Origin of the sequence: Cohaesibacter haloalkalitolerans, from assembly GCF_003574655.1 — a bacterium.
Lineage (GTDB): Bacteria > Pseudomonadota > Alphaproteobacteria > Rhizobiales > Cohaesibacteraceae > Cohaesibacter > Cohaesibacter haloalkalitolerans.
Window position 1 is genome coordinate 314,933 of record NZ_QNUM01000004.1, and the last position, 19,783, is coordinate 334,715.

The following is a 19,783-nucleotide window of genomic DNA, read 5'->3' on the forward strand; positions in this document are numbered from 1 at the left end:
CGCACCCAGCTCCCTTGATGAGGAATCCCATGGCTTTTAAGAATCTATCCATTGTTCACAAGATGCTGAGCGTTGTTGCTCTTCTGAGTTTGGCCGCAGCAGGCATTGCCTGGGTCTCCTATTCACAGCTGACCGCCCTCTCCAACACCTTCTCCGAAGTCGGCCATACCGAGGAAGCTGCCCGGGAAGCGATGGATCTGCGGATCGACATCGTCGCCATCTCCCGCATGACCTATCAGTTGGCCACCGAACCAAAGGAAGCTGCGGCTTATCACGCGCAGAACAAGAAGCGCGCCGACGAAATGCTTGGCCGCCTGCCGAAGCTGGAAAGCGTGGCAGACAACGCACAGAAACAACAGCTGCGGGACATAAAGACCTCGCTCAACGCCTATTTCGCCAAGATCGATCAGATGATCCGGACCGCCGAAAGCAACCCGGATGATGCAGCCGCAATCAAGGCAGGCCTCGACAATGCCCTGACAGGACAACAGGACGTGACCGCCAAGGTCAAGATCTACAGCACCTATTCGGGCCAGTTGATGGCGACCAAACGGCAGAATTCAGCCGAGCACGCAGCTTTTGCATCGCAAAGCATCATGTTCACCGCCCTGATCGCCATCATCCTCGGAATAACCGTCGCCGTGCTGATCGCCAACTATGGCATTTCCCGCCCGATCAGCCGCATCGTCCGCACGCTGAAGGCGCTTGCCGAAGGAGCCACGGTTCAGGAGATTCAGGGAGCCGAGCGCAAGGACGAAATCGGCCAGCTGGCCAAGGCAGCGCTATTCTTCAAGGAGCAATCCGAAGAAAATCACCGCATGGCAGCCGAAAGCGAAGCCCAGAAGGCCCGGTCAGAAGAACAGCAGCGCAAGCTCCTGCACAAAATGGCTCAGGATTTCGAGCAGTCCGTCGGCGGCATCGTGAACAGTGTTTCCTCCGCCTCCTCGCAGTTGGAAGCCTTTGCCCGCGAAATGTATGCCAACGCCACCGAGACTTCCCGTCAGGCGGATACCGTTGCCTCCTCATCGCAGGAAGCGTCCGCCAACGTCGAAACCGTAGCCGCAGCCACCGAAGAGCTGACCGCATCGGTGCAGGAGATTTCCGGCCAGGTCGATCAGTCCAACCAGATGTCACAGACCGCCGTGCGCGATGCGGATTCCGCCGCCGAGAAGGTTCACGGCCTATCCGCAGCAGCCCAGAAGATCGGCGACATTGTTGAACTCATCAACGGCATCGCCGAGCAGACCAACCTGCTGGCGCTCAACGCCACCATCGAGGCCGCACGCGCTGGCGAAGCGGGCAAGGGTTTTGCCGTTGTGGCCGCCGAGGTCAAGCAGCTTGCTGACCAGACCAGCAAGGCAACAACGGAGATCGCCAACCAGATCACCGAAATTCAGGGATCTACGACGAATTCCGCCTCCGCCATCAATGGGGTCGCCCAGACGATCAACCAGATGAACCAGATCTCCGCAGCGGTTGCCGCAGCCGTCGAGGAGCAGGCCGCAGCGACCCACGAGATTGCTCGCAACGTTCAGCAGGCAGCATCAGGCACATCCGAGGTGACCAGCGCAATCGGCCTTGTAACAGACGCGGCTGGCCACTCCAGCAAGACCGCCAATCAGGTGCTGGCCGCCGCTGGCGAGCTGGCCAAACAGTCCGACAGCCTGCAAGCCGAACTGGAGAAATTCCTCTCCACCATCCGCGCGGCCTGATCGGCCTTGCGCCAACCGTTCATGCATCAGTTCTAGCAGGACCAGACAGGGAGCCCCGCCATCAGCCGGGCTCCTTTCTTTTTGCGCAAGCGATCCGATTTCCCCCTCTCTCTAACCATGGCGGAGAAACACCAGCTTCACGCAGGATCTTGACAGACCCTCGCGATACGCCTACATCCCCGCATGGTTGCAGACGCCAGCCGCTCGCAAGCCTTATGGCTATGGTGAAGGTCTGTTATCAAATCTGATAGTTTCAGCCCCACATGCATTTCATGCGGGTGGCAATGCGAGCCCCGTCCAAAGTAAGAAATGCGTTTCAAGGAGGCTGAGATGTCATCAGACAGCTCAAGCGAACCATCTGCGCGCAATTCCTTCACCCAAGGGTCCCTTGCCGCACTGTTTGCAAAAAACGCCCTACCCATCATTTTCGTGATGAGCATGAACGGCCTTTTGTCCGTCATGGATGCCATTTTCCTCGGCATCTATGTTGGGGCAGACGCCTTGGCTGCCGTCACCCTGATGTTCCCCGTCTACATGCTTGTCGTCGCCCTGTCGACGCTCGTTTCAAGCGGCATGTCCTCACAGCTTGCCCGCCATCTGGGGGCCGGACAGATGGACCGGGCAAAACGCCTGTTCTCTGGCTCCCATGGCCTTGCCCTGCTCATCAGCGCCCTGCTGATTGTCAGCTTCATTCTGCTCGGCAACCGCATCGCCCTGCTCGCCGCTGGCGGCGATAGCCGGCTAAGTGCGATGGGTCTTGTCTATCTGCGGATCAACATCATGGCGACACCAGTGGCCTTCATTCTGGGTCTGCAGGCCGATGCCTTGCGCAACGAAGGCCGGGCACCGATGATGGCAGCCATGAGCCTTCTGGTCTCGCTTGCCAACATGCTGTTCAACTATATCCTGATCGCCCGTCTTGACATGGGCGTTGCCGGATCGGCCTATGGCACGGTGGCCGCGCAAGGGCTGGCACTGACTATCGTGCTGGGCTATCGCCATTGGGGAGCCAGCCCGTTGTCGGCGAGGGATATCATCCGGCACTCGCTCTTCTGCGACTGGCCGGACATCCTCAAACTCGGAGCGCCGCAGAGCCTGAGCTTCATCGGCATGTCGATCGTCTCGACGGCAACCATTGCCGCCATCCAGTGGATGGCCAGCCCTGACTATGCCGTCACCATCTCGGCCTTCGGCATCTCGACGCGCATCATGACCTTCTATTTCCTGCCGTTGCTCGGCCTGTCCTTTGCCATGCAATCGATCACCGGCAACAATTACGGGGCAAGGCAATGGAAGAGATCAGACACCAGCCTGCGTATCGCCCTGTCACTGGCCCTGCTCTATTGCCTGGCAACCGAGATCATCTTCGTGTTCTTCGCAAAGCCGGTCGGGGCACTCTTTATCCAGGATCAGGCCGTGATAAAGGAAGTGGGCAGGATCATGCCGCTAACGACGCTGATGATCGTCTCGACGGGACCGGTGCTGGTCATTGCCGCCTATTTTCAGGCCATTGGAGACGCCAAACGGGCAGCGCTGCTCAGCCTGTCCAAATCCTATATCTTCATGTTGCCACTGCTGTTTGCCATGCCGCTGTTGCTGGGAGAACAAGGCATATGGCTTGCCACCCCAGCCGCCGAGCTGATGCTGCTGGCGACAACCACCCTCGTTCTGATGCGAACAGCACAGCAAAAGAACCGCAGATGGGGCCTGTTCACGGCTCCGGGAGAAACGGAACAATGAACAGCATTCCAACATCGGCAGAAGAGGCCAAGAAACAGGCCCGTCTTCTGCGCAGCAAACTGAAGGAAGAGGGTGTCGAAGTCTCACACAGCAAATCGCTGGAGCTTGTGGCCCAGCAATATGGCTTTCGGGACTGGAACACCCTGTTTGCCCGCTTCGGCAATCGCCCTGTGCGAGACTGGCAGCAGGGAGACCGGGTATCCGGGCTCTATCTTTCCCAGAGCTTTGAAGCGGAAATCATCGCCGTCAAGAAGATCGGCGACGGCTGGTTCCGCCTGACCTTCCAGTTTGACAAACCGGTCGACGTCATCACCTTCGAGGGGATGAGCAACTATCGCAGCCGGACCTCACAGGTCATCGGCCCGGACGGCACAACCCGCGAGAAAACCTCCAACGGGCGTCCGCACATGGTGCTCGACATATAGCGCCAGCACAGGGACTTTCAGACCGGACACCCCGGCCTGAAAGCAAACAATCGCCCCGCAGGCAGTAGCTCAAAGCTTTGGCAGCGAGGCATTCAGCTTGTAAAGGGTCGAGATAGTTGTTGCGTCAGCAACGCCATCCACCCGGTCAGGTCGGAAATGCAGCTGAAAGGCGCGCACGACCGTCTCGGTCTGGGCATCGAAGACCCCGGTGATCGGCGCATTATAGCCATAGATCGCCAGCATCGACTGCAGCGCCTGAATGGGCTGCCCCTCGTCTCCGAGCTGGAAGAATCGCCCGACACCCATGGGGTCCGGATCAGCCCAATGGCCCACCCCGGCAGCGGCAAGCTGCTTCCACGGGAACTTGGGACCCGGATCAACCTTGCGCCCGGGCGATACATCGGAATGTCCCAGCACCCGATAATTCGGAATACCGTGTCGCGCAATGATGTCCATGCACAGCATGTGCAACACATCAAGCTGCTTCTCGGCAAAATCCTCATGCCCGGCGTTGGCTATCTCGATACCGATGGAACAGCTGTTGATGTCCTCCTCACCCTTCCAGTAGGACGATCCGGCGTGCCATGCCCGCTCTTTCTCGTCCACCAGCTGGAGGATCGAACCATCCCGGTTCAGGAAATAATGGGCAGAAACAGCGCTCTCGGGATTGCACAGCCAATCGAGCGCCTGAGCATCATCGTCCATGCCGGTATAGTGGAGCAAAAGCATGTCGACCTTGCGGCCATCCTTGCGCTCACCGAAATTGGGAGAGGGTTTATACACGCAGGCGCAATTCGTCGTTGCTTCGAACGGCATGGCTATCTCCATGAAACAGCAAAAGGAACCGGGAATCTGACAGGTGGATCTGCCAGACCGACTGTTTCTTAGCGCAAGCCGCGTTCAATCTCAATCATTGACCAAGCGTTATTGATGGCCGCCAGCTTTTCGGTGGAGATTCGCACGAATTCCTCCGGCACGCCACGGGCGATCAGCCGATCGGGATGATTCTCCCGCACCAGTTTGCGATAGTGGCTCTTCAGCTCGGCATCACTCATGGACCGCTCAGCCTCCAGAAGCGTGTATGGATCCTGTTCGTCCGGCTTCACATGGCTCATCCTGATGCGTTCGAAACACCGTTCCGGAATGCCGAAGATCTCGGCGACATGCTCCAGATAGAGCATTTCCCTGTTGTGCATGACGCCATCAGCACCGGCGATCATGAACAGGCCATCCAGAATGTCGGCGAGTGTCTCCATGTCATCTTCATAAAGACCGGCAATCTGTCTGGCATAGGCCTCGTATCCGGCCACATCCTGCTTGGCCAGATTGAACATCCGCGCCACATTGCGCTCTTCCCCGGCAGGGACGGAAAACAGCTTCTGGAACGCCAGAATTTCGTCCTGCGTGACAACACCGTCAGCCTTCGCCATCTTTGCAGACAACGCGATCATGGCCACCGTAAAGGTCAGTTGCTTGCGGTCCAGCCCACTGCCCAGTCCGCGCACGACAGACGTGACTTTCTCCACCAGTTGCGAAATGGCTTCGCTCTGCCGAAAATCTTCGATCAGGTTGCCGATGTGGCTCCAAATGCTCATGAGGTCTCCTGAAGGCCCACGAAATCACAGACAAATCATGTGCTTCGCTGGCCAATTTATGCGATCTCGAAGGGAATTACGAGCGATTGATAGCCAAAAAAAGGCAATTCCCTTTTATGGACAGCTTTCGGGGCCAAATTGGCAGGGGACCAAGTGTCACACCCGATGACCGGGGGCAGAAGGGCTGGTGGGCCGATCCTACTGGCAGACGCGCCAGGTTCCGGATTTGCCATGCTCGCCATGATCGAGATGGATATGATCCTGATGATACTTGTCGCCGCCCGGACCGATCACGGTGGTGAAATAGCGACAGGCCGAGCGGTTGATTGCCCGCAGGAACCTGCCTGCCCGCCCGCCTCTGGGCCAGTCCTTCTTGATGGTCAGGACCGTGCCGTCCGCCAGCTTGAAGGCACCGATGTCGATGGCATTGGCGCGACCATGCTCGGACAGCTTTGCACCACGCTGATTGTTGCGCGGGCGGCATGAATAGGACGCGGCAATCTGGATTTCGACCACGGGCTGCCCCAGTTTCTGCAAGGCCAACGGCTGCACGCTCTCGCTGAAATACCGTTGAAGCTGGGAGGTCACGACACAGTTGATGGTCGCGTCCGTGTTGAACTGAACCGGGTTGTCACCGCCAAGAGCGACGACAGAGAAGGGCGCCAGATGGCCACAGCCGCCCCGGCTTTCAATTGGCGGCAGCGGCTGTGCACTGACCAGCCCCATGACGACAGCCGGGCAGACCTGATCGGAAATGGCAGGATCCGGCCAGATGGCCTCTTTCTGCAACACCTCCTGAGGGATTTCCTCGGCGTCATAAAAGCTTCCACATCCGGCCAGCAACAACAGCGCAAGAAGGCTGGAAAATGAAGGCCAGTTGCTGATCCTGTCCTTTTTCATGAGGTGATTCCCGCTTGCAGCCACATTCATTTGAGAGCATCCTGAAGAGAAAAGGTTAACATAAAGGCAGCGCAATGAATGAAGCATCGCAAGCGAAAGATCTCGTCGCCCCGGTCAGCCTCCTCAAAACGCTCAAGGCGATTGACGCAGGAACCGTGACGCCATCCCAAGCCATAGAAGCCTGTTTGCAGCGCCTCGCCCTTCATGAAAAAGACATCCACGCCTTCGTCTCGATCAATGGTCACGCCGCCATGCAGGCCGAAAAGGCGGCCGGCCCACTGGCTGGCATCGGCATCGCCATCAAGGACATCATCGAGACCCGGGCCCTGCCCACCGAGTATAATTCCCCGATCTATCGCGGCCACGAACCGGCAAGAGACGCAGCCCTCGTCACCATGTCCCGCAAAGCTGGCGGAACTGTGATCGGCAAATCCACCACGACGGAATTTGCCTTTCTGGATCCCGGCCCGACGCGCAACCCCCACAATCTGAAGCACACGCCCGGCGGCTCTTCCTCCGGCTCGGCCGCAGCCGTTGCCGCAGGCATGGCCCATCTCGCCTTTGGCACCCAGACCGGAGGTTCGATCATCCGTCCGGCCTCCTATTGCGGCGTCACAGGCTACAAGCCGAGCTATGGCCTGCTGCCCAAGGTGGGCATCCTCGATTTTTCATGGACTCTCGACACCGCCGGACTGTTTGCCGCTGGCGTCGCCGACTGTGCCTTTGCCGCATCGGCCATCACCGGGCGCAACCTCAAGGTCGATCCCGAAGCCGAATTCCGACTGCCACGACTGGGGGTTGTCCGCTGCAGGACATGGCAGGAAGCCGACCCCGATTACGCCAAACGGTTTGAAGCCCTGCTCATCAGCCTCAGGCGCTTTGGAGCGGAAGTGGTTGATCTGGAACCAAGCGAGCATTTTCTCTGTGCCTTCAACTCACACCAGATCATTCAGGACTACGAAGCCGCCCAGTCGCTGGCATGGGAATATGAAGCCCATCCCGACCAGTTGAGCCCGCTCCTGAAACAGACCCTCGACTTCGCCCAGACCATTACTCCGTCGGATTATGACGAGGCCCTGATCTGTACCCATGCGGCACGGCGGGAAATCGCCGAGCAGTTCGAGGACATCGATGCCCTGCTCAGCCTCTCGGCGCCAGGGCCGGCGCCGCACGGGCTTGCCACCACCGGCTCACCGATATTCAACCGGATCTGGACCCTGCTCGGCACCCCTAGCATCAACGTAACGGGCCTTTCAACCGACGACGGCCTGCCGCTGGGCGTTCAGCTCATCGGTCCGGTAGGCGAAGACCAGCACACCTTGCAGATCGCCTACTGGCTCGAAGGGGCAATCGGGCGTCATCTCGGGGCCTGATGAGCCCCCGGTTATCAGCAACTCACTTTTGTCCGCAGCAGCCCTAGCATCGCGACACCCAACTCTCTGGCGGAATCCTCCGCCGGCATAGCGGGTAATCAGTGCCAAAACAGCCTCGAAACAGCCCATCCGATGGGCATATGCCCAATTCACAGGCAAAGAGACGAGAGACATTTTTGACAATTTCATGAATGCCGCAGCGCAACATATGCCATATATCCCCTGTTTTTATATCACAGGGATGTCCCCCTCCAACCCTAGGGCTGGCAAGGGTTTATTAACTTCCTGCCAAATCGGACACAGCGTTTCTGCGCGTTGCACCAATTTTTTCATTTCGCGAAATCTGAAAGTTGCCGTAGACTTCAGCACGTGAAGGAAAGGCTTTTAGGAGTGACTACATGGTAAAATCTTTGAACATCATGTTTGTATGTGCGGCCTTTGTATTCATCGCTGCTATTGTCGTCGGAATTATTTAGGAGGAGGCGACGGCAATTGCTCAAGGCAGTGGGAGGCTGTCTTAATCATACCCTTGAAAAGACACGTTTTATGCGCCCGATGCGCACAAAAAGACCGGGAGTGATCCCGGTCTTTTTACTTGTTGAATACTTCAAAAACGCAAAGCCTTTCGAATTAGGCAGAACCCCTTAGCAGCGCAAGGGGCAGGGCCTTGCCTCAAGCCCTGTAATTGAGGATCGGGGCAAGCCACTTTTCAGCCTCCGCAAGGCTCATGCCCTTGCGTTCAGCATAGTCGGCCACCTGATCCTTCTCGATCTTGCCAACCCCGAAATAATAGCTCTCCGGATGGGCCAGATAGATGCCGGAAACGGCAGACCCGGGCACCATCGCACAGCTCTCGGTCAAACGAATGCCCGTCTGGGCCTCCGCGTCAAGCAGACTGAACAGAGTGCGTTTTTCCGTATGATCCGGCTGAGCCGGATAGCCCGGAGCCGGACGGATGCCGTCATAGCGTTCCTCAATGATCTCCTCATTGCTGAGCGCCTCATCGGCGGCATACCCCCAATAGGTCCTGCGCACCTCGGCATGCATTGCCTCGGCGAAGGCTTCGGCCAGACGATCGGCCAGTGCTTGCAACAGGATCTTGGAATAGTCGTCGCCGGCGTCGTTGAAGGCCTTGGCACGCTCTGCCTCGCCAAAGCCGGTCGAGACGGCAAACCCACCGACATAGTCGGCAACGCCGCTGTCCTGAGGCGCCACGAAATCGCCAAGCGCAACATTAGCCCGAGCCGAACGGCCAGCCATCTGCTGACGCAGACCGAAGAAGCGGGCAGCCTCCTCGTTGCGACTGTCGTCCTTGTAGACCACGATGTCATCGCCGACACTGTTGGCTGGCCACAGACCGATGACGCCACGAGCCGTTAGCCACTTTTCTTCCACGATGGCTTTCAGCATCTCCTGCGCATCATGGAACAGGCTGGTGGCCGCTTCTCCATAGACTTCATCTTCCAGAATAGCCGGATAACGCCCCTTCATCTCCCAGGTGGAGAAGAACGGCGTCCAGTCGATATAGGGCACCAGCGCCGCAAGATCGTAGGCTTCGAAAGCCTTGGTGCCGATGAACTGCGGCTTCGTCGGCGCATAGGCTGACCAGTCGATCTTGAAGCCGTTGTCCCGCGCCTGAGCAATCGACAGCCGGTTCTTCTTGTCCTGCGCCGCCTCATGCTTGGTCCGCACCTGAACGTAGGTATTCTTGATCTCGGCAACATACTCGGCCTTTTCCCGCGACAACAGGCGCGTGGCCACGCCGACGGCGCGACTGGCATCGGTCACATAGATCGTCTGGCCGTTGTGGTAGTTCGGATCAATCTTGACTGCCGTATGCACCTGCGAGGTCGTGGCACCACCGATGAGCAGCGGCTGGTCAAAGCCTTCGCGCTGCAATTCGGCAGCGACATGGCACATTTCGTCAAGCGATGGCGTGATAAGACCGGACAGGCCGATGATATCGACCTTTTCCCGCCGTGCAGCCTCGAGGATATCGTTGGCCGGAACCATCACTCCGAGATCGACCACCTCATAGCCGTTGCACTGGAGCACGACGCCGACGATATTCTTGCCGATGTCATGGACGTCTCCCTTGACGGTAGCCATCAGAACCTTGCCAGCGCTGGTCTTCTCGCCAGCCTGTTCCTCTTCCATGAACGGCATCAGATAGGCCACGGCCTTCTTCATCACGCGTGCGGACTTAACCACCTGCGGCAGGAACATCTTGCCATCGCCGAACAGGTCGCCGACCACATTCATGCCATCCATCAGCGGCCCCTCGATCACGTCCAGCGTGCGGATCGCCTTCTGGCGCGCTTCCTCGACATCTTCCTCGACAAAGTCGTTGATGCCCTTGACCAGCGCATATTCAAGTCGCTTCTCGACAGGCAGCTCGCGCCAGGCAAGATCGGCGACCTTGTGCTCGCCCTTCTGGTTGAGATAGCGCTCGGCGATCTCCAGCAACCGGTCGGTCGCATCGTCACGCCGGTTCATCACCACGTCCTCGATCCGCTCCAGAAGCTCCTTGTCGATCTGGTCGTAGACCATTAGCTGGCCAGCATTGACAATAGACATGTCCAGCCCGACCTTGATGGCGTGATAGAGAAACACCGAATGCATCGCCTCGCGGACAAGATTGTTGCCACGGAAGGAGAAGCTGAGGTTCGACAGCCCGCCGGACACATGCGCCCCGGGAAGATTTTCGCGAATCCACTTGGTGGCGTTGATGAAGTCGACGCCATAGTTGTTGTGTTCCTCGATGCCGGTGGCAACAGCAAAGACGTTCGGGTCGAAGATGATGTCTTCAGGCGGGAAGCCAACCTCATTGACCAGAATGTCATAGCTCTTCTTGCATATGTTGATCTTCCGCTGGTAGCTGTCCGCCTGGCCGCTCTCGTCAAACGCCATCACCACCACAGCCGCGCCATGACGCAGGATGGTCTTGGCGTGCTCGACAAAGATCTCCTTGCCTTCCTTCATGGAGATGGAGTTGACAACGGACTTGCCCTGCAAACACTTGAGACCGGCCTCGATCACGCTCCATTTCGAGCTGTCGACCATCACCGGCACACGGGAGATGTCCGGCTCGGCAACGATGAGATTGAGGAAGGTCACCATGGCCTCTTCGGAATCAAGAAGCCCCTCGTCCATGTTGACGTCGATGATCTGGGCGCCGCTCTCCACCTGCTGGCGGGCAACATCAAGCGCCGCCTCATAGTCACCTTCCTTGATCAACTTGCGGAACTTGGCCGAACCGGTCACGTTGGTGCGCTCACCGATGTTGACGAAATTCGTCTCCGGCGTCAGCGTGAAGGGCTCAAGGCCTGAAAGGCGCATGTAGGGCTTGATCTCCGGGATTTTGCGCGTCGGGTATTTCCGGACCGTGTCGGCAATCGCCTTGATATGCGGCGGGGTCGTACCGCAGCAGCCACCGACGATATTGATCAGACCATCGCGCGCAAAGCCGTCGATGATGCCGGCCATATGCTCCGGGCTCTCGTCATATTCGCCAAACTCGTTGGGCAACCCGGCGTTGGGATAGGTCGAGATCCTCGTTTCAGCCACTCGCGACAAGGCGTCGATATGCTGGCGCAGCTCAGCGGCACCAAGCGCACAGTTGAGCCCCACGGCAAACGGTTTGACGTGACGAATAGAATGATAGAAGGCTTCCGCCGTCTGGCCGGAAAGGGTGCGGCCGGACTTGTCGGTGATGGTACCGGAAATGATCACCGGCCAGCGCATGCCGCGTTCTTCGAACTCTTCCTCGATCGCGTAGAGCGCCGCCTTGGCGTTGAGCGTATCAAAGATGGTCTCGACGGCCAGCGCATCCGCACCACCATCCAGCAGCCCCTTGGCCGCTTCGCGATAGGCCTTCCTGAGATCATCAAAGCTGATGGCACGATATCCGGGGTTGTTCACATCCGGCGAAATGGAGGCCGTGCGGTTGGTTGGCCCCATGGCACCGAGCACGAAACAATGACGGCCCGGCTGCTTGGCCTCAATCTCGTCAGCAGCCTCGCGCGCTATCTTGGCGCTCTCGAAGTTGATCTCATAGGCCAGTTGCTCCATGCCATAATCGGCCTGTGCAACCGTGGTGGCCGAGAAGGTATTGGTGCCGGCAAAGTCTGCCCCGGCCTCGTAATACTGCCGGTGAATGTCGCGAATGGCCTCGGGCTTGGTGATCGAGAGCAGATCGTTGTTGCCCTTGAGGTCCTTTTTCCAGTCCTTGAAGCGTTCCCCCCGGAAATCCTCTTCCGTCAGGCCAAGGCGCTGGATCATCGTCCCCATGGCACCATCAAAAATCAGAATGCGCTCGGATGCCACTCGGTTCAAACGCTCATAAGAAGGGCTGATTGGCAGGTTCGACATGATCAGGGTTCCTTAAACATCAACGGGAAGGAGCGGGCAGATGGCCCGCTCGACTGGTCCCGACAGGGATTGGGTCTTTCAAGATTACGATGGCCTGTCGGCCTTCAACCCCGGGATATGTGCCCCAGGGCCGGTGCACTAGGCCTTGACCGGTCGCATACCGAGCATGTGGCAGATCGCATAGCACAGGTTGGCCCGGTTCATCGTGTAGAAGTGGAAATCATCCACCCCGCGCGAGCGCAGGTCCTCAACCTGTTCGGCTGCAATCGCAGCTGCCACCAGACGATGGGTTTCGGGATCCTCTTCCAGACCTTCAAACCGGTTTGCCAGCCATTGCGGCACACTCGCCCCGGCCTTGCCCGCGAACCCTGCAACCTGCGTGAAACTGTGGATCGGCAGGATGCCCGGTACGATGGGAATGAAGATCCCGGCCCGGCGAACCCGTTCAACATAGGCTTCATAGAGGTCGTTGTCGAAAAAGAATTGCGTGATCGCACGGGTCGCCCCGGCATCCACCTTCTGACGCAGCATCTCGATGTCGGTCGCAAAGTCCGGGCTTTCCGGATGTTTCTCCGGATAGGCGGAAACGGAAACCTCGAAATCGCCGATCCGCTTGATGCCAGCCACCAGATCGGCAGCATTGATGTAGCCACCTTCGTGGGGCACGTATTTCTCGCCGATTCCGGCAGCCGGATCGCCGCGAAGGGCCACGATATGCTTGACGCCAATTTCGGCGTAAGAGCGGATCACGGCGTCGACTTCCTCGCGGGTGGCACTGACGCATGTCAGATGCGCCGCAGCCGGAATCCCGGCCTCGGTGATGATGCGCTTGACCGTGGCATGGGTGCGCTCACGGGTAGAACCACCAGCCCCATAGGTCACGGACACAAATTCGGGGCGCAAGGGAGCAAGACGCTCGACGCTGGCCCACAGGCTTTCTTCCATCTTCGGCGTCTTTGGAGGGAAGAACTCGAAGGAAATGTTGAGCTTGTGCGTTTCCTTGCTGCGGCGGCCGCTGCGTTCTGCATTATGGATCATTGTTTTTCTCTCATTCACGCAGGCATCTCCAGGAGGCAGAGCGCCGCGTTGTTTCAGCATTGGGAAGGCACCTGCGGAGCAGCACCCTCAATCGGTTTGTATATCCATCGACTATTCCGGCTTTTCGGCAAGCCAGATTGTGACGGTCAGGGCATCATCATGCTGATCGCATTCCAGCCCGGTCGGTTCCAGATCCCGTGCAACGGTCACCTCAAACCCGGCGTCATGCATCCAGCGGCGCATGGCATCATGGGAGAATCCCAACCGCCGGTGCGCGTGGTCCTTTCGTAAAAACTCATGATCATGCGGGGCAAAATCGACGACGAGAATGCGCCCGCCGGGCAACAGCACCCGCCCCGCTTCCTGCAGGGCTGCGGACGGATCGTCCAGATAATGCAACACCTGATGAATGGTGATCAGATCGAACTTGCGATCAAGGGTCGCCAGATCCAGAAGGTCCCCCTGCTGCACATGCAGATGGCCATGGTTGGGACCATCCAGACGGGAGCGGGCCACCGCCAGCATGGAGCGGTTTGCATCCAGCCCCAACCCGTCGCGGCAGCGATCGGCCAGCAGCGACAGAATGCTGCCGGTTCCCGTTCCAAGATCAAGCAACTGCCGGATGGGCCGATCGCCGAGCGTTTCCAGCACAGCCTGCTCAACCGCACTCTCGGGCACATGCAGAACGCGCAATTCGTCCCAGCGCTCCGCATTCTGGCGGAAATAGTCCGCCGCCTGCTGGGCATTGGCTTCCTTGATCTGGTGCAGCCGCTCAAGATCGCGCACGATCATTGCATCATCATGGTCGAGATGCCGCAGGGTTGCCGAAATCAGATCGCCCTTGGCCTCGTCCCGCGTCAGGCAGTAATAGACCCACGCCCCTTCGGGCAAACGCTCGACCAGACCGGATTCATAAAGCAGCTTCAGATGGCGGGAAATGCGCGGCTGGCTCTGATGCAGAATAGCCGTCAGATCCTTGACCGACAGATCCCCTTCGGCAAGCAGCGCCAACAGGCGCAGACGGGTAGGTTCCCCACTTGCTTTCAACAATCCGACGATTTCATCCAACGACAGCATATGATCACCTCAAAGATATAAAGATATCTTTATGACATCAGAATTAGAAACACAAGAGTAATCATCCCCTGCTATCCACCATTTCGATGAATTGGGCGACAGGCGCGCCTTTGTCACGCAAAAGGCTTCGCGAGCAAGGCACCAACAACAATGGTCTTGAGAAGAAAGAAGAGCCGGCCAGGATCAGGCTTCGAGCACCGCGTCGAAAGCCATCTGCGCCACACGGGGCACATCCTCACTGGTTGCCAGATCGTACCACGGCAGATCGTCGGCATCATACCAGGCAGCTTCCAGCGCATCGTCACCGGCAACCGCCTCGCCTTCCTGCCATTCACACAGGATAGCAATCAGCACATAGTGGAACTGCAAGCGGCCGGACTGGCCCTTGGAAAAGGTTTCAAGCGTCGTCAGGATCCGGTCTGCCCGCCCACGGACGCCTGTTTCCTCGAACAATTCCCGCTGGGCGGCCATTTGCAGGGTTTCCCCAAACTCGACCTTGCCACCAGGAAAGCCCCATTTGCCCGCATCGGGCGGATTGGCCCGCTTGACGAGCAGCACCTTGCGCTCCCTCACCACAAGGCTGAGCACAGCGACCACAGGCTTTTGCTTTTGATTGTCATTCATGAGACTGGACGCCAGCGTAAAGGACGCGGGAAAGACAAGGAGAGGCGAGAAGCGGCCGACCCCGAGAAGCCGGCCACCAGATTAGCTTATTCAGCGCTCGGAGCCATGCCCAGAGCATGCAGATACAGGTCCAGAAGAGCTTCCATTTCCATCCGCTCATTGCTGTCCTGCTTGCGCATGCGGACAATCTGCCGCATCACCTTGACATCGTAGCCGTTGCCCTTGGCTTCAGCATAGACATCCTTGATATCGTCCGAGATCGCCTTTTTCTCTTCTTCCAGTCGTTCGATACGCTCCACAAAAGCGCGCAACTGATCTGCGGCGACACCACCAGTATTAGACATTCCCTACTCCACGTTTGGGTTCTGAAGCCATCATTCCGCCCTGGGCAGGGCAGACCGGATTCACATTAACCGCTCTCTAACCAAATTCTATTGCGACAAGATTAACGCCGCCCATTATGGCAGCATCAAGCCCGGAGGCGCTTGTCGATCCGGCATCCACATATCAGACATGCTCGGCACTGACACGGACAAAGGGCAGCCGCATGACGAAAACCATGGATGACAGGTCCGGGCTTTCAGCTCCATCCCGCCACCAAAGGCCCTCACTGGCGCCTTCTCGATGCAGAGGCCCATCATAGTCAGCGAGCGTCGAGGAACAAGGGGGGAATTTGCCAAATCCGCTTTTTCCCGCAGGGAAAGTCACCTTGCCCCCACCCCGCACACATAAGACGAAAGACGCAACCGGTCCGCCCCTTTTGTACCCTACCATATCGCCGCCTTCCAAGTCATAATACCGACACCTTTCATGGCTACTCAGACGTCTGTCTTCGGCAACCCGGAGCGGCCTGGAGCAACCATGGAATCCGCAAATGGAGACCGGACACCGGACCGCCTAAGCCTCGACAACCTGCCTTTCTTCAAGAACAGGCCATCAAGTAGAACAACAGACAAAGAGCTGGATAACTCCCTCTTCATCGTGTCAAAAAAATTCAACTTATGTAGAATATAAACATTGACAATAGATGCACGAAACGCGAAACAGTTGGCGGCTCTCCTAGAAGAAAAGACGATACCGAGCCCGATGTTTAACTGGAATCAAAAAGCAAAGACTATTGCCCGATGCCTTGCTTCTTTTCATGGCAAGGAATTGGCTCTGACCATAACGTTCCTGATGGCCGGCAGCATGAACGCCGCGGCTGACCTGCGCGTCTGCAACAAGACTGGCAGTACTGTTGGCCTGGCCATCGGATATGAGTTGAAGGACGAATGGATCAGCGAGGGCTGGTGGAATCTGGACCCCAACCAATGCGAGACGGTGCTCAAGGGCCTGCTCGTAAAAACGCGCTATCTCGTTCACGCCATAGACTACGACAAGGGCGGTCAGTGGAACGGTGATTCATTCATGTGTACCCAGGATCTGGAGTTCAAGATCAAAGGGACACAGGAATGCGTTGCAAGAGGATTTGAACGCACCGGCTTTTTCGAGATCGATACAGCCGGAAAACAAGATTATACGGTTCAATTGACCGAACAAGAATAGGGAAACTGTCGTGACTGTAAGACGCAACCGGAAAGTAAAAATCCTGGCCACTCTGGGCCCGGCTTCAGAAAAGAAGGAACAAATCAAGCAACTCTTCCTGGCTGGCGCCGATGTTTTCCGCATCAACATGAGCCACTCCGATCACGAAACGCTGCGTAGCCGCGTGCGCCTGATCCGCGAAGTTGAGAAGGAAGTTGGACGTCCGATCGGCATTCTGGCCGACCTTCAGGGCCCGAAACTGCGTTTGGGCATCTTCGCCGACACCAAGGTTGAGCTGGTCAACGGCTCCCGCTTTTCGCTCGACAGCTCGGACAAGCCGGGCGATACCACCCGCGTTCAGCTGCCGCATCCTGAAATTTTCGGCTCCGTCAAGGAAGGCGACATCCTGTTGCTCGACGACGGCAAGGTTCGTCTGAGAACCGTTGGCACCACCGCAGACGCCATCCACACGGAAGTCGTCACCGGCGGCCCGATCTCCAACCGCAAGGGCATCAGCTTCCCGGATTCGACCCTGTCCTTCTCGGCTCTGACACCGAAAGACCGCGCCGACCTCGACGCAGCTGTTGACGCCGAAGTGGACTGGATCGCCCTGTCCTTCGTTCAGCGCCCGGAAGACGTTGCCGAAGTGCGCAAGCTGTCCCGTGGCCGCACCGGCATCCTCTCCAAGATCGAGAAACCGCAGGCTGTCGAACGCATTCACGAGATCATCGAGCTTTCCGACGCCATCATGGTTGCCCGTGGTGACCTTGGCGTTGAAATGCCTCTGGAAAAGGTTCCCGGCATCCAGAAGCAGATCACCCGTGCAGCCCGTCAGGCTGGCAAGCCGGTGGTTGTTGCTACCCAGATGCTGGAATCGATGATCAACTCACCGATGCCAACCCGTGCAGAAGCTTCCGACGTTGCCACCGCCGTGTTCGAAGGCGCTGACGCAGTCATGCTGTCGGCAGAATCCGCTGCGGGTGACTATCCGTTCGAGGCTGTTGCGATGATGAACCGCATCGCCGAGGAAGTGGAACGCGATCCTTACTACACCAACATCATCTACGCCCAACGCGCAGAACCGGAAGCAACCGGCGCAGACGCCATTTCGGCTGCTGCCCGCCAGATCGCAGAAACGCTGCATCTGGCCACCATCGTCTGCTACACCTCTTCAGGCACCACCGGCCTTCGCGCTGCCCGCGAGCGACCGCAAACCCCGATCGTGGCCATCAGCCCGATCATCGGCACAGCTCGTCGTCTAGCTCTGGTCTGGGGCCTGCACTGCGTGGTATCCGAGGAAACCGGCATTCTGGACGAAATGGTCGACCGCGCCTGCAGCACCTCCTACAAGGTTGGTCTGGCAAAACCGGGTCAGCGCGTGATCATCACCGCTGGCGTGCCTCTGGGCACCCCGGGCGCAACCAACATGCTGCGCATCGCCTTTGTTGGCAGTGACGGTCTGGGCGGCATCTGAGCCCCATCGTCGCATCAGGAAGACAAGAAAAAGGCCGGTTTAAAACCGGCCTTTTTTATTGCGTTACCTTCGGTTCGGACGCCTACATCGCACGAACGCGCGCAATGAAGCCGGTCACCTTGTCCTTGAGCAGATCGGACTGGTCGCTCAATGTCTTCACCGCGCTGACGACATCCTCCGATGCCAGTCCGGCATTCCTGGAGGCATCGGAAACCTGAGCGACATTCTCGTTCACAAGTCCGGTTCCCTGAGCGGCCTGGTGAATGTTGCCGGAGATCTCCTGTGCGGTCGCATTCTGTTCATGGATGGCGTCGGAAATCGCGGACGAAATCGACTCCACCTTCTGAATGACCTGACTAACATCCTCGATAGAAAGGGAGGCTTCGCTGGTTGCGGCCTGAATCTCGGCGATCTGCCGCGAGATCTGCTCCGTAGCCTTAGAGGTCTGTCCGGCGAGCGCCTTCACCTCTCCGGCCACCACGGCAAATCCCTTGCCCGCCTCGCCGGCCCGCGCCGATTCAATGGTGGCATTGAGCGCAAGAAGATTGGTCTGTTCGGCAATCGAGGAAATCATTTCGACCACTTCACCAATCTTGCTGGCCGTCGCCGCAAGGCTCTGCATCTGCCTGTTGGTGCTGCCAACCTTGCCGACCGCTTCCTGGGCAGACAGGGAGGCAAAGCCGATCTGCTCGCTGATCTCGGCGATAGAACAGGTCATTTCTTCGGTTGCCGAGGCGATGGTCTGGACGCTGCCCATGGTCTGTGTCGATGCAGCCGAGGCAGAAGCCGCCTGCGTTGCCGTCTGCTCGGCCACCGCCGCCATGGCCTGCGCCGTAGCGTTGAGCTGGCGGGAAGACAGGGAAACCGCATTAACGATGCCACTAACCTGACTGTCGAACTCGTCAGCCAACCGCATCATCATGTCACGCTTCTCTTTCTCGGCCCGCTGCTGCTTGGCCCCCTCTTCCGCTTCCAGATCCTTCTGCACCTTCACATTGCTATGCAGGATGGCCGCAATGGCACACAGGGCACCAATCTCATCGTCCTGCTTGCTGACCGGGATCGTCGTGTCGAGATTACCCTTGGCGATTTCACTCATCGCATCAGTGACGTCGTGGATGGGGCGGGTAATGGAGCGGATGACCAGCATACCTCCCCCCAACATCAGAAGCGTTGTCGCGATCAGAATACCCAGTGCGATCGCGTCCACCTGCGCCTCGATGGACGCCCGCTCCCTGAGCGCCTCCGCCAACTGGGCATCGGCCGCATCCTTCAATTGAGCCAGCTCGTTTGTAATAACAGCGGTTTGACTGCGATAGGCCTCAACCTTGGACAACACATCCTGGTTGGCCCCGACCCACTTGAGAAACGTCTCGTGATAATTCTCCATCAGCGGCAGGATTTCACCCTTCACGCGCTGAGGAACCAGAGAGGCCGCCAGAACTGTCTGAAATTCACCGGTCCGCTTGTTGAAGCTTTCAACATACTTGGCTTCTTGCCGCAGCATGTAATCCTTCTCGTGCCGCCTGAGCATCAACATCTTGACCATAATGGCATCAACCGAAACGGAAGGATCAGCCGCAGCAACGTCTCCCAGCTTGGCCTCAACGGTCTTTACCGACAATCTGAGCGCGCCCTTAAGCCCCTCATTCTCATTAAGGCCCGCCACAGTGCGCGAGGCGACAATAACCTTGGCACCAGCAACAGCATCATCAATATAGCTGAAAAGCTTGTTGGACTGATCGCCAAGCGAACCAAAGTCTTCCTTGCTTTGAGAAGCGGCATCCTCCATTTGCCCGACAATGGCTGGATCACCCTTTTGCATGAACAGCTCGACCAGCGAGGCAATCTTGCCAACGCCCACCTCCGCCAGACTGAAAGCTGCCACATTCTCCTCGCCAAGCGTAGTCGCCTGCATGACCTGGCTTTT

At 58.0% G+C, this 19,783-nt stretch carries 15 protein-coding genes; 6 read left to right on the forward strand and 9 right to left on the reverse strand.

Annotated features, from left to right (window positions below; all coding sequences use genetic code 11):
- The first annotated feature begins 29 nt into the window (after positions 1 to 29).
- The 3 genes from DSL70_RS12040 to DSL70_RS12050 all read left to right on the forward strand — a co-directional run bounded on the left by DSL70_RS12040 (position 30) and on the right by DSL70_RS12050 (position 3,877).
- The gene (locus tag DSL70_RS12040; RefSeq protein WP_119308167.1) at positions 30 to 1,712 is read left to right on the forward strand and encodes a methyl-accepting chemotaxis protein; all 1,683 of its coding nucleotides are present in this window, start codon (positions 30 to 32) and stop codon (positions 1,710 to 1,712) included.
- 330 nt (positions 1,713 to 2,042) lie between these two features.
- Positions 2,043 to 3,452 carry an MATE family efflux transporter gene (locus DSL70_RS12045; RefSeq protein ID WP_119308378.1) on the forward strand — a complete coding sequence of 470 codons (1,410 nt, stop codon included), beginning with the start codon at positions 2,043 to 2,045 and terminating at the stop codon, positions 3,450 to 3,452.
- The gene (locus tag DSL70_RS12050; protein ID WP_119308168.1) at positions 3,449 to 3,877 is read left to right on the forward strand and encodes a glyoxalase superfamily protein; all 429 of its coding nucleotides are present in this window, start codon (positions 3,449 to 3,451) and stop codon (positions 3,875 to 3,877) included. Before DSL70_RS12045 ends, DSL70_RS12050 begins: the two co-directional genes overlap by 4 nt.
- Positions 3,878 to 3,946: 69 nt before the next feature.
- On the opposite strand, the gene DSL70_RS12055 is transcribed toward DSL70_RS12050, so the two are convergent.
- The 3 genes from DSL70_RS12055 to DSL70_RS12065 form a co-directional block, all read right to left on the reverse strand.
- On the reverse strand, positions 3,947 to 4,693 hold the full coding sequence (locus DSL70_RS12055) for an N-acetylmuramoyl-L-alanine amidase (RefSeq protein ID WP_119308169.1): 747 nt from the start codon (positions 4,691 to 4,693) through the stop codon (positions 3,947 to 3,949).
- A 68-nt stretch (positions 4,694 to 4,761) separates the two neighbouring features.
- On the reverse strand, positions 4,762 to 5,472 hold the full coding sequence (locus tag DSL70_RS12060; RefSeq protein WP_119308170.1) for a J domain-containing protein: 711 nt from the start codon (positions 5,470 to 5,472) through the stop codon (positions 4,762 to 4,764).
- A 198-nt stretch (positions 5,473 to 5,670) separates the two neighbouring features.
- Positions 5,671 to 6,372, reverse strand: a complete 702-nt coding sequence (locus DSL70_RS12065) for an extensin-like domain-containing protein (RefSeq protein ID WP_162916636.1) — start codon at positions 6,370 to 6,372, stop codon at positions 5,671 to 5,673.
- 74 nt (positions 6,373 to 6,446) lie between these two features.
- On the opposite strand from DSL70_RS12065, the gene DSL70_RS12070 reads away from it, so the two are divergent.
- Entirely contained in the window at positions 6,447 to 7,745 is a 1,299-nt protein-coding gene (locus tag DSL70_RS12070) for an amidase (protein ID WP_119308172.1), read from the forward strand.
- Between the two features lie 672 nt (positions 7,746 to 8,417).
- Here DSL70_RS12070 and metH read toward each other — a convergent pair.
- The 5 genes from metH to DSL70_RS12095 form a co-directional block, all read right to left on the reverse strand.
- Positions 8,418 to 12,116, reverse strand: a complete 3,699-nt coding sequence (metH, locus tag DSL70_RS12075; protein WP_119308173.1) for a methionine synthase — start codon at positions 12,114 to 12,116, stop codon at positions 8,418 to 8,420.
- A gap of 138 nt (positions 12,117 to 12,254) precedes the next feature.
- Complete coding sequence (gene metF, locus DSL70_RS12080) at positions 12,255 to 13,154, reverse strand: methylenetetrahydrofolate reductase [NAD(P)H] (RefSeq protein WP_119308174.1); 900 nt, start codon at positions 13,152 to 13,154, stop codon at positions 12,255 to 12,257.
- 111 nt (positions 13,155 to 13,265) lie between these two features.
- Positions 13,266 to 14,231: an ArsR/SmtB family transcription factor gene (locus DSL70_RS12085; RefSeq protein ID WP_119308175.1), complete on the reverse strand. Its 966-nt coding sequence runs from the start codon at positions 14,229 to 14,231 to the stop codon at positions 13,266 to 13,268.
- Positions 14,232 to 14,414: 183 nt separating this feature from the next.
- Positions 14,415 to 14,855: an NUDIX hydrolase gene (locus tag DSL70_RS12090; protein WP_119308176.1), complete on the reverse strand. Its 441-nt coding sequence runs from the start codon at positions 14,853 to 14,855 to the stop codon at positions 14,415 to 14,417.
- Between the two features lie 86 nt (positions 14,856 to 14,941).
- Positions 14,942 to 15,199, reverse strand: coding sequence for a DUF2312 domain-containing protein (locus DSL70_RS12095; protein WP_119308177.1), 258 nt, complete (start codon positions 15,197 to 15,199; stop codon positions 14,942 to 14,944).
- Positions 15,200 to 15,872: 673 nt separating this feature from the next.
- Between DSL70_RS12095 and DSL70_RS12100 the strand changes: the two genes are divergently transcribed.
- Positions 15,873 to 16,400, forward strand: coding sequence for a DUF1036 domain-containing protein (locus DSL70_RS12100; protein WP_205563242.1), 528 nt, complete (start codon positions 15,873 to 15,875; stop codon positions 16,398 to 16,400).
- Between the two features lie 10 nt (positions 16,401 to 16,410).
- Entirely contained in the window at positions 16,411 to 17,853 is a 1,443-nt protein-coding gene (gene pyk / locus DSL70_RS12105; RefSeq protein ID WP_119308179.1) for a pyruvate kinase, read from the forward strand.
- A gap of 82 nt (positions 17,854 to 17,935) precedes the next feature.
- Here pyk and DSL70_RS12110 read toward each other — a convergent pair whose 3' ends face one another.
- Positions 17,936 to 19,771 (reverse strand): methyl-accepting chemotaxis protein, encoded by a 1,836-nt coding sequence (locus tag DSL70_RS12110; protein ID WP_162916638.1) that lies wholly within the window; start codon positions 19,769 to 19,771, stop codon positions 17,936 to 17,938.
- Positions 19,772 to 19,783 lie beyond the last annotated feature (12 nt).

Bases quoted from the DNA above. Each gene is read 5' to 3' on its own strand.
- DSL70_RS12040 (WP_119308167.1), top strand. From the start codon at position 30: ATGGCTTTTAAGAATCTATCCATTGTTCACAAGATGCTGAGCGTTGTT.
- DSL70_RS12045 (WP_119308378.1), top strand. From the start codon at position 2,043: ATGTCATCAGACAGCTCAAGCGAACCATCTGCGCGCAATTCCTTCACC.
- DSL70_RS12050 (WP_119308168.1), top strand. From the start codon at position 3,449: ATGAACAGCATTCCAACATCGGCAGAAGAGGCCAAGAAACAGGCCCGT.
- DSL70_RS12055 (WP_119308169.1), bottom strand. From the start codon at position 4,693: ATGCCGTTCGAAGCAACGACGAATTGCGCCTGCGTGTATAAACCCTCT.
- DSL70_RS12060 (WP_119308170.1), bottom strand. From the start codon at position 5,472: ATGAGCATTTGGAGCCACATCGGCAACCTGATCGAAGATTTTCGGCAG.
- DSL70_RS12065 (WP_162916636.1), bottom strand. From the start codon at position 6,372: ATGAAAAAGGACAGGATCAGCAACTGGCCTTCATTTTCCAGCCTTCTT.
- DSL70_RS12070 (WP_119308172.1), top strand. From the start codon at position 6,447: ATGAATGAAGCATCGCAAGCGAAAGATCTCGTCGCCCCGGTCAGCCTC.
- metH (WP_119308173.1), bottom strand. From the start codon at position 12,116: ATGTCGAACCTGCCAATCAGCCCTTCTTATGAGCGTTTGAACCGAGTG.
- metF (WP_119308174.1), bottom strand. From the start codon at position 13,154: ATGATCCATAATGCAGAACGCAGCGGCCGCCGCAGCAAGGAAACGCAC.
- DSL70_RS12085 (WP_119308175.1), bottom strand. From the start codon at position 14,231: ATGCTGTCGTTGGATGAAATCGTCGGATTGTTGAAAGCAAGTGGGGAA.
- DSL70_RS12090 (WP_119308176.1), bottom strand. From the start codon at position 14,855: ATGAATGACAATCAAAAGCAAAAGCCTGTGGTCGCTGTGCTCAGCCTT.
- DSL70_RS12095 (WP_119308177.1), bottom strand. From the start codon at position 15,199: ATGTCTAATACTGGTGGTGTCGCCGCAGATCAGTTGCGCGCTTTTGTG.
- DSL70_RS12110 (WP_162916638.1), bottom strand. From the start codon at position 19,771: ATGCAGGCGACTACGCTTGGCGAGGAGAATGTGGCAGCTTTCAGTCTG.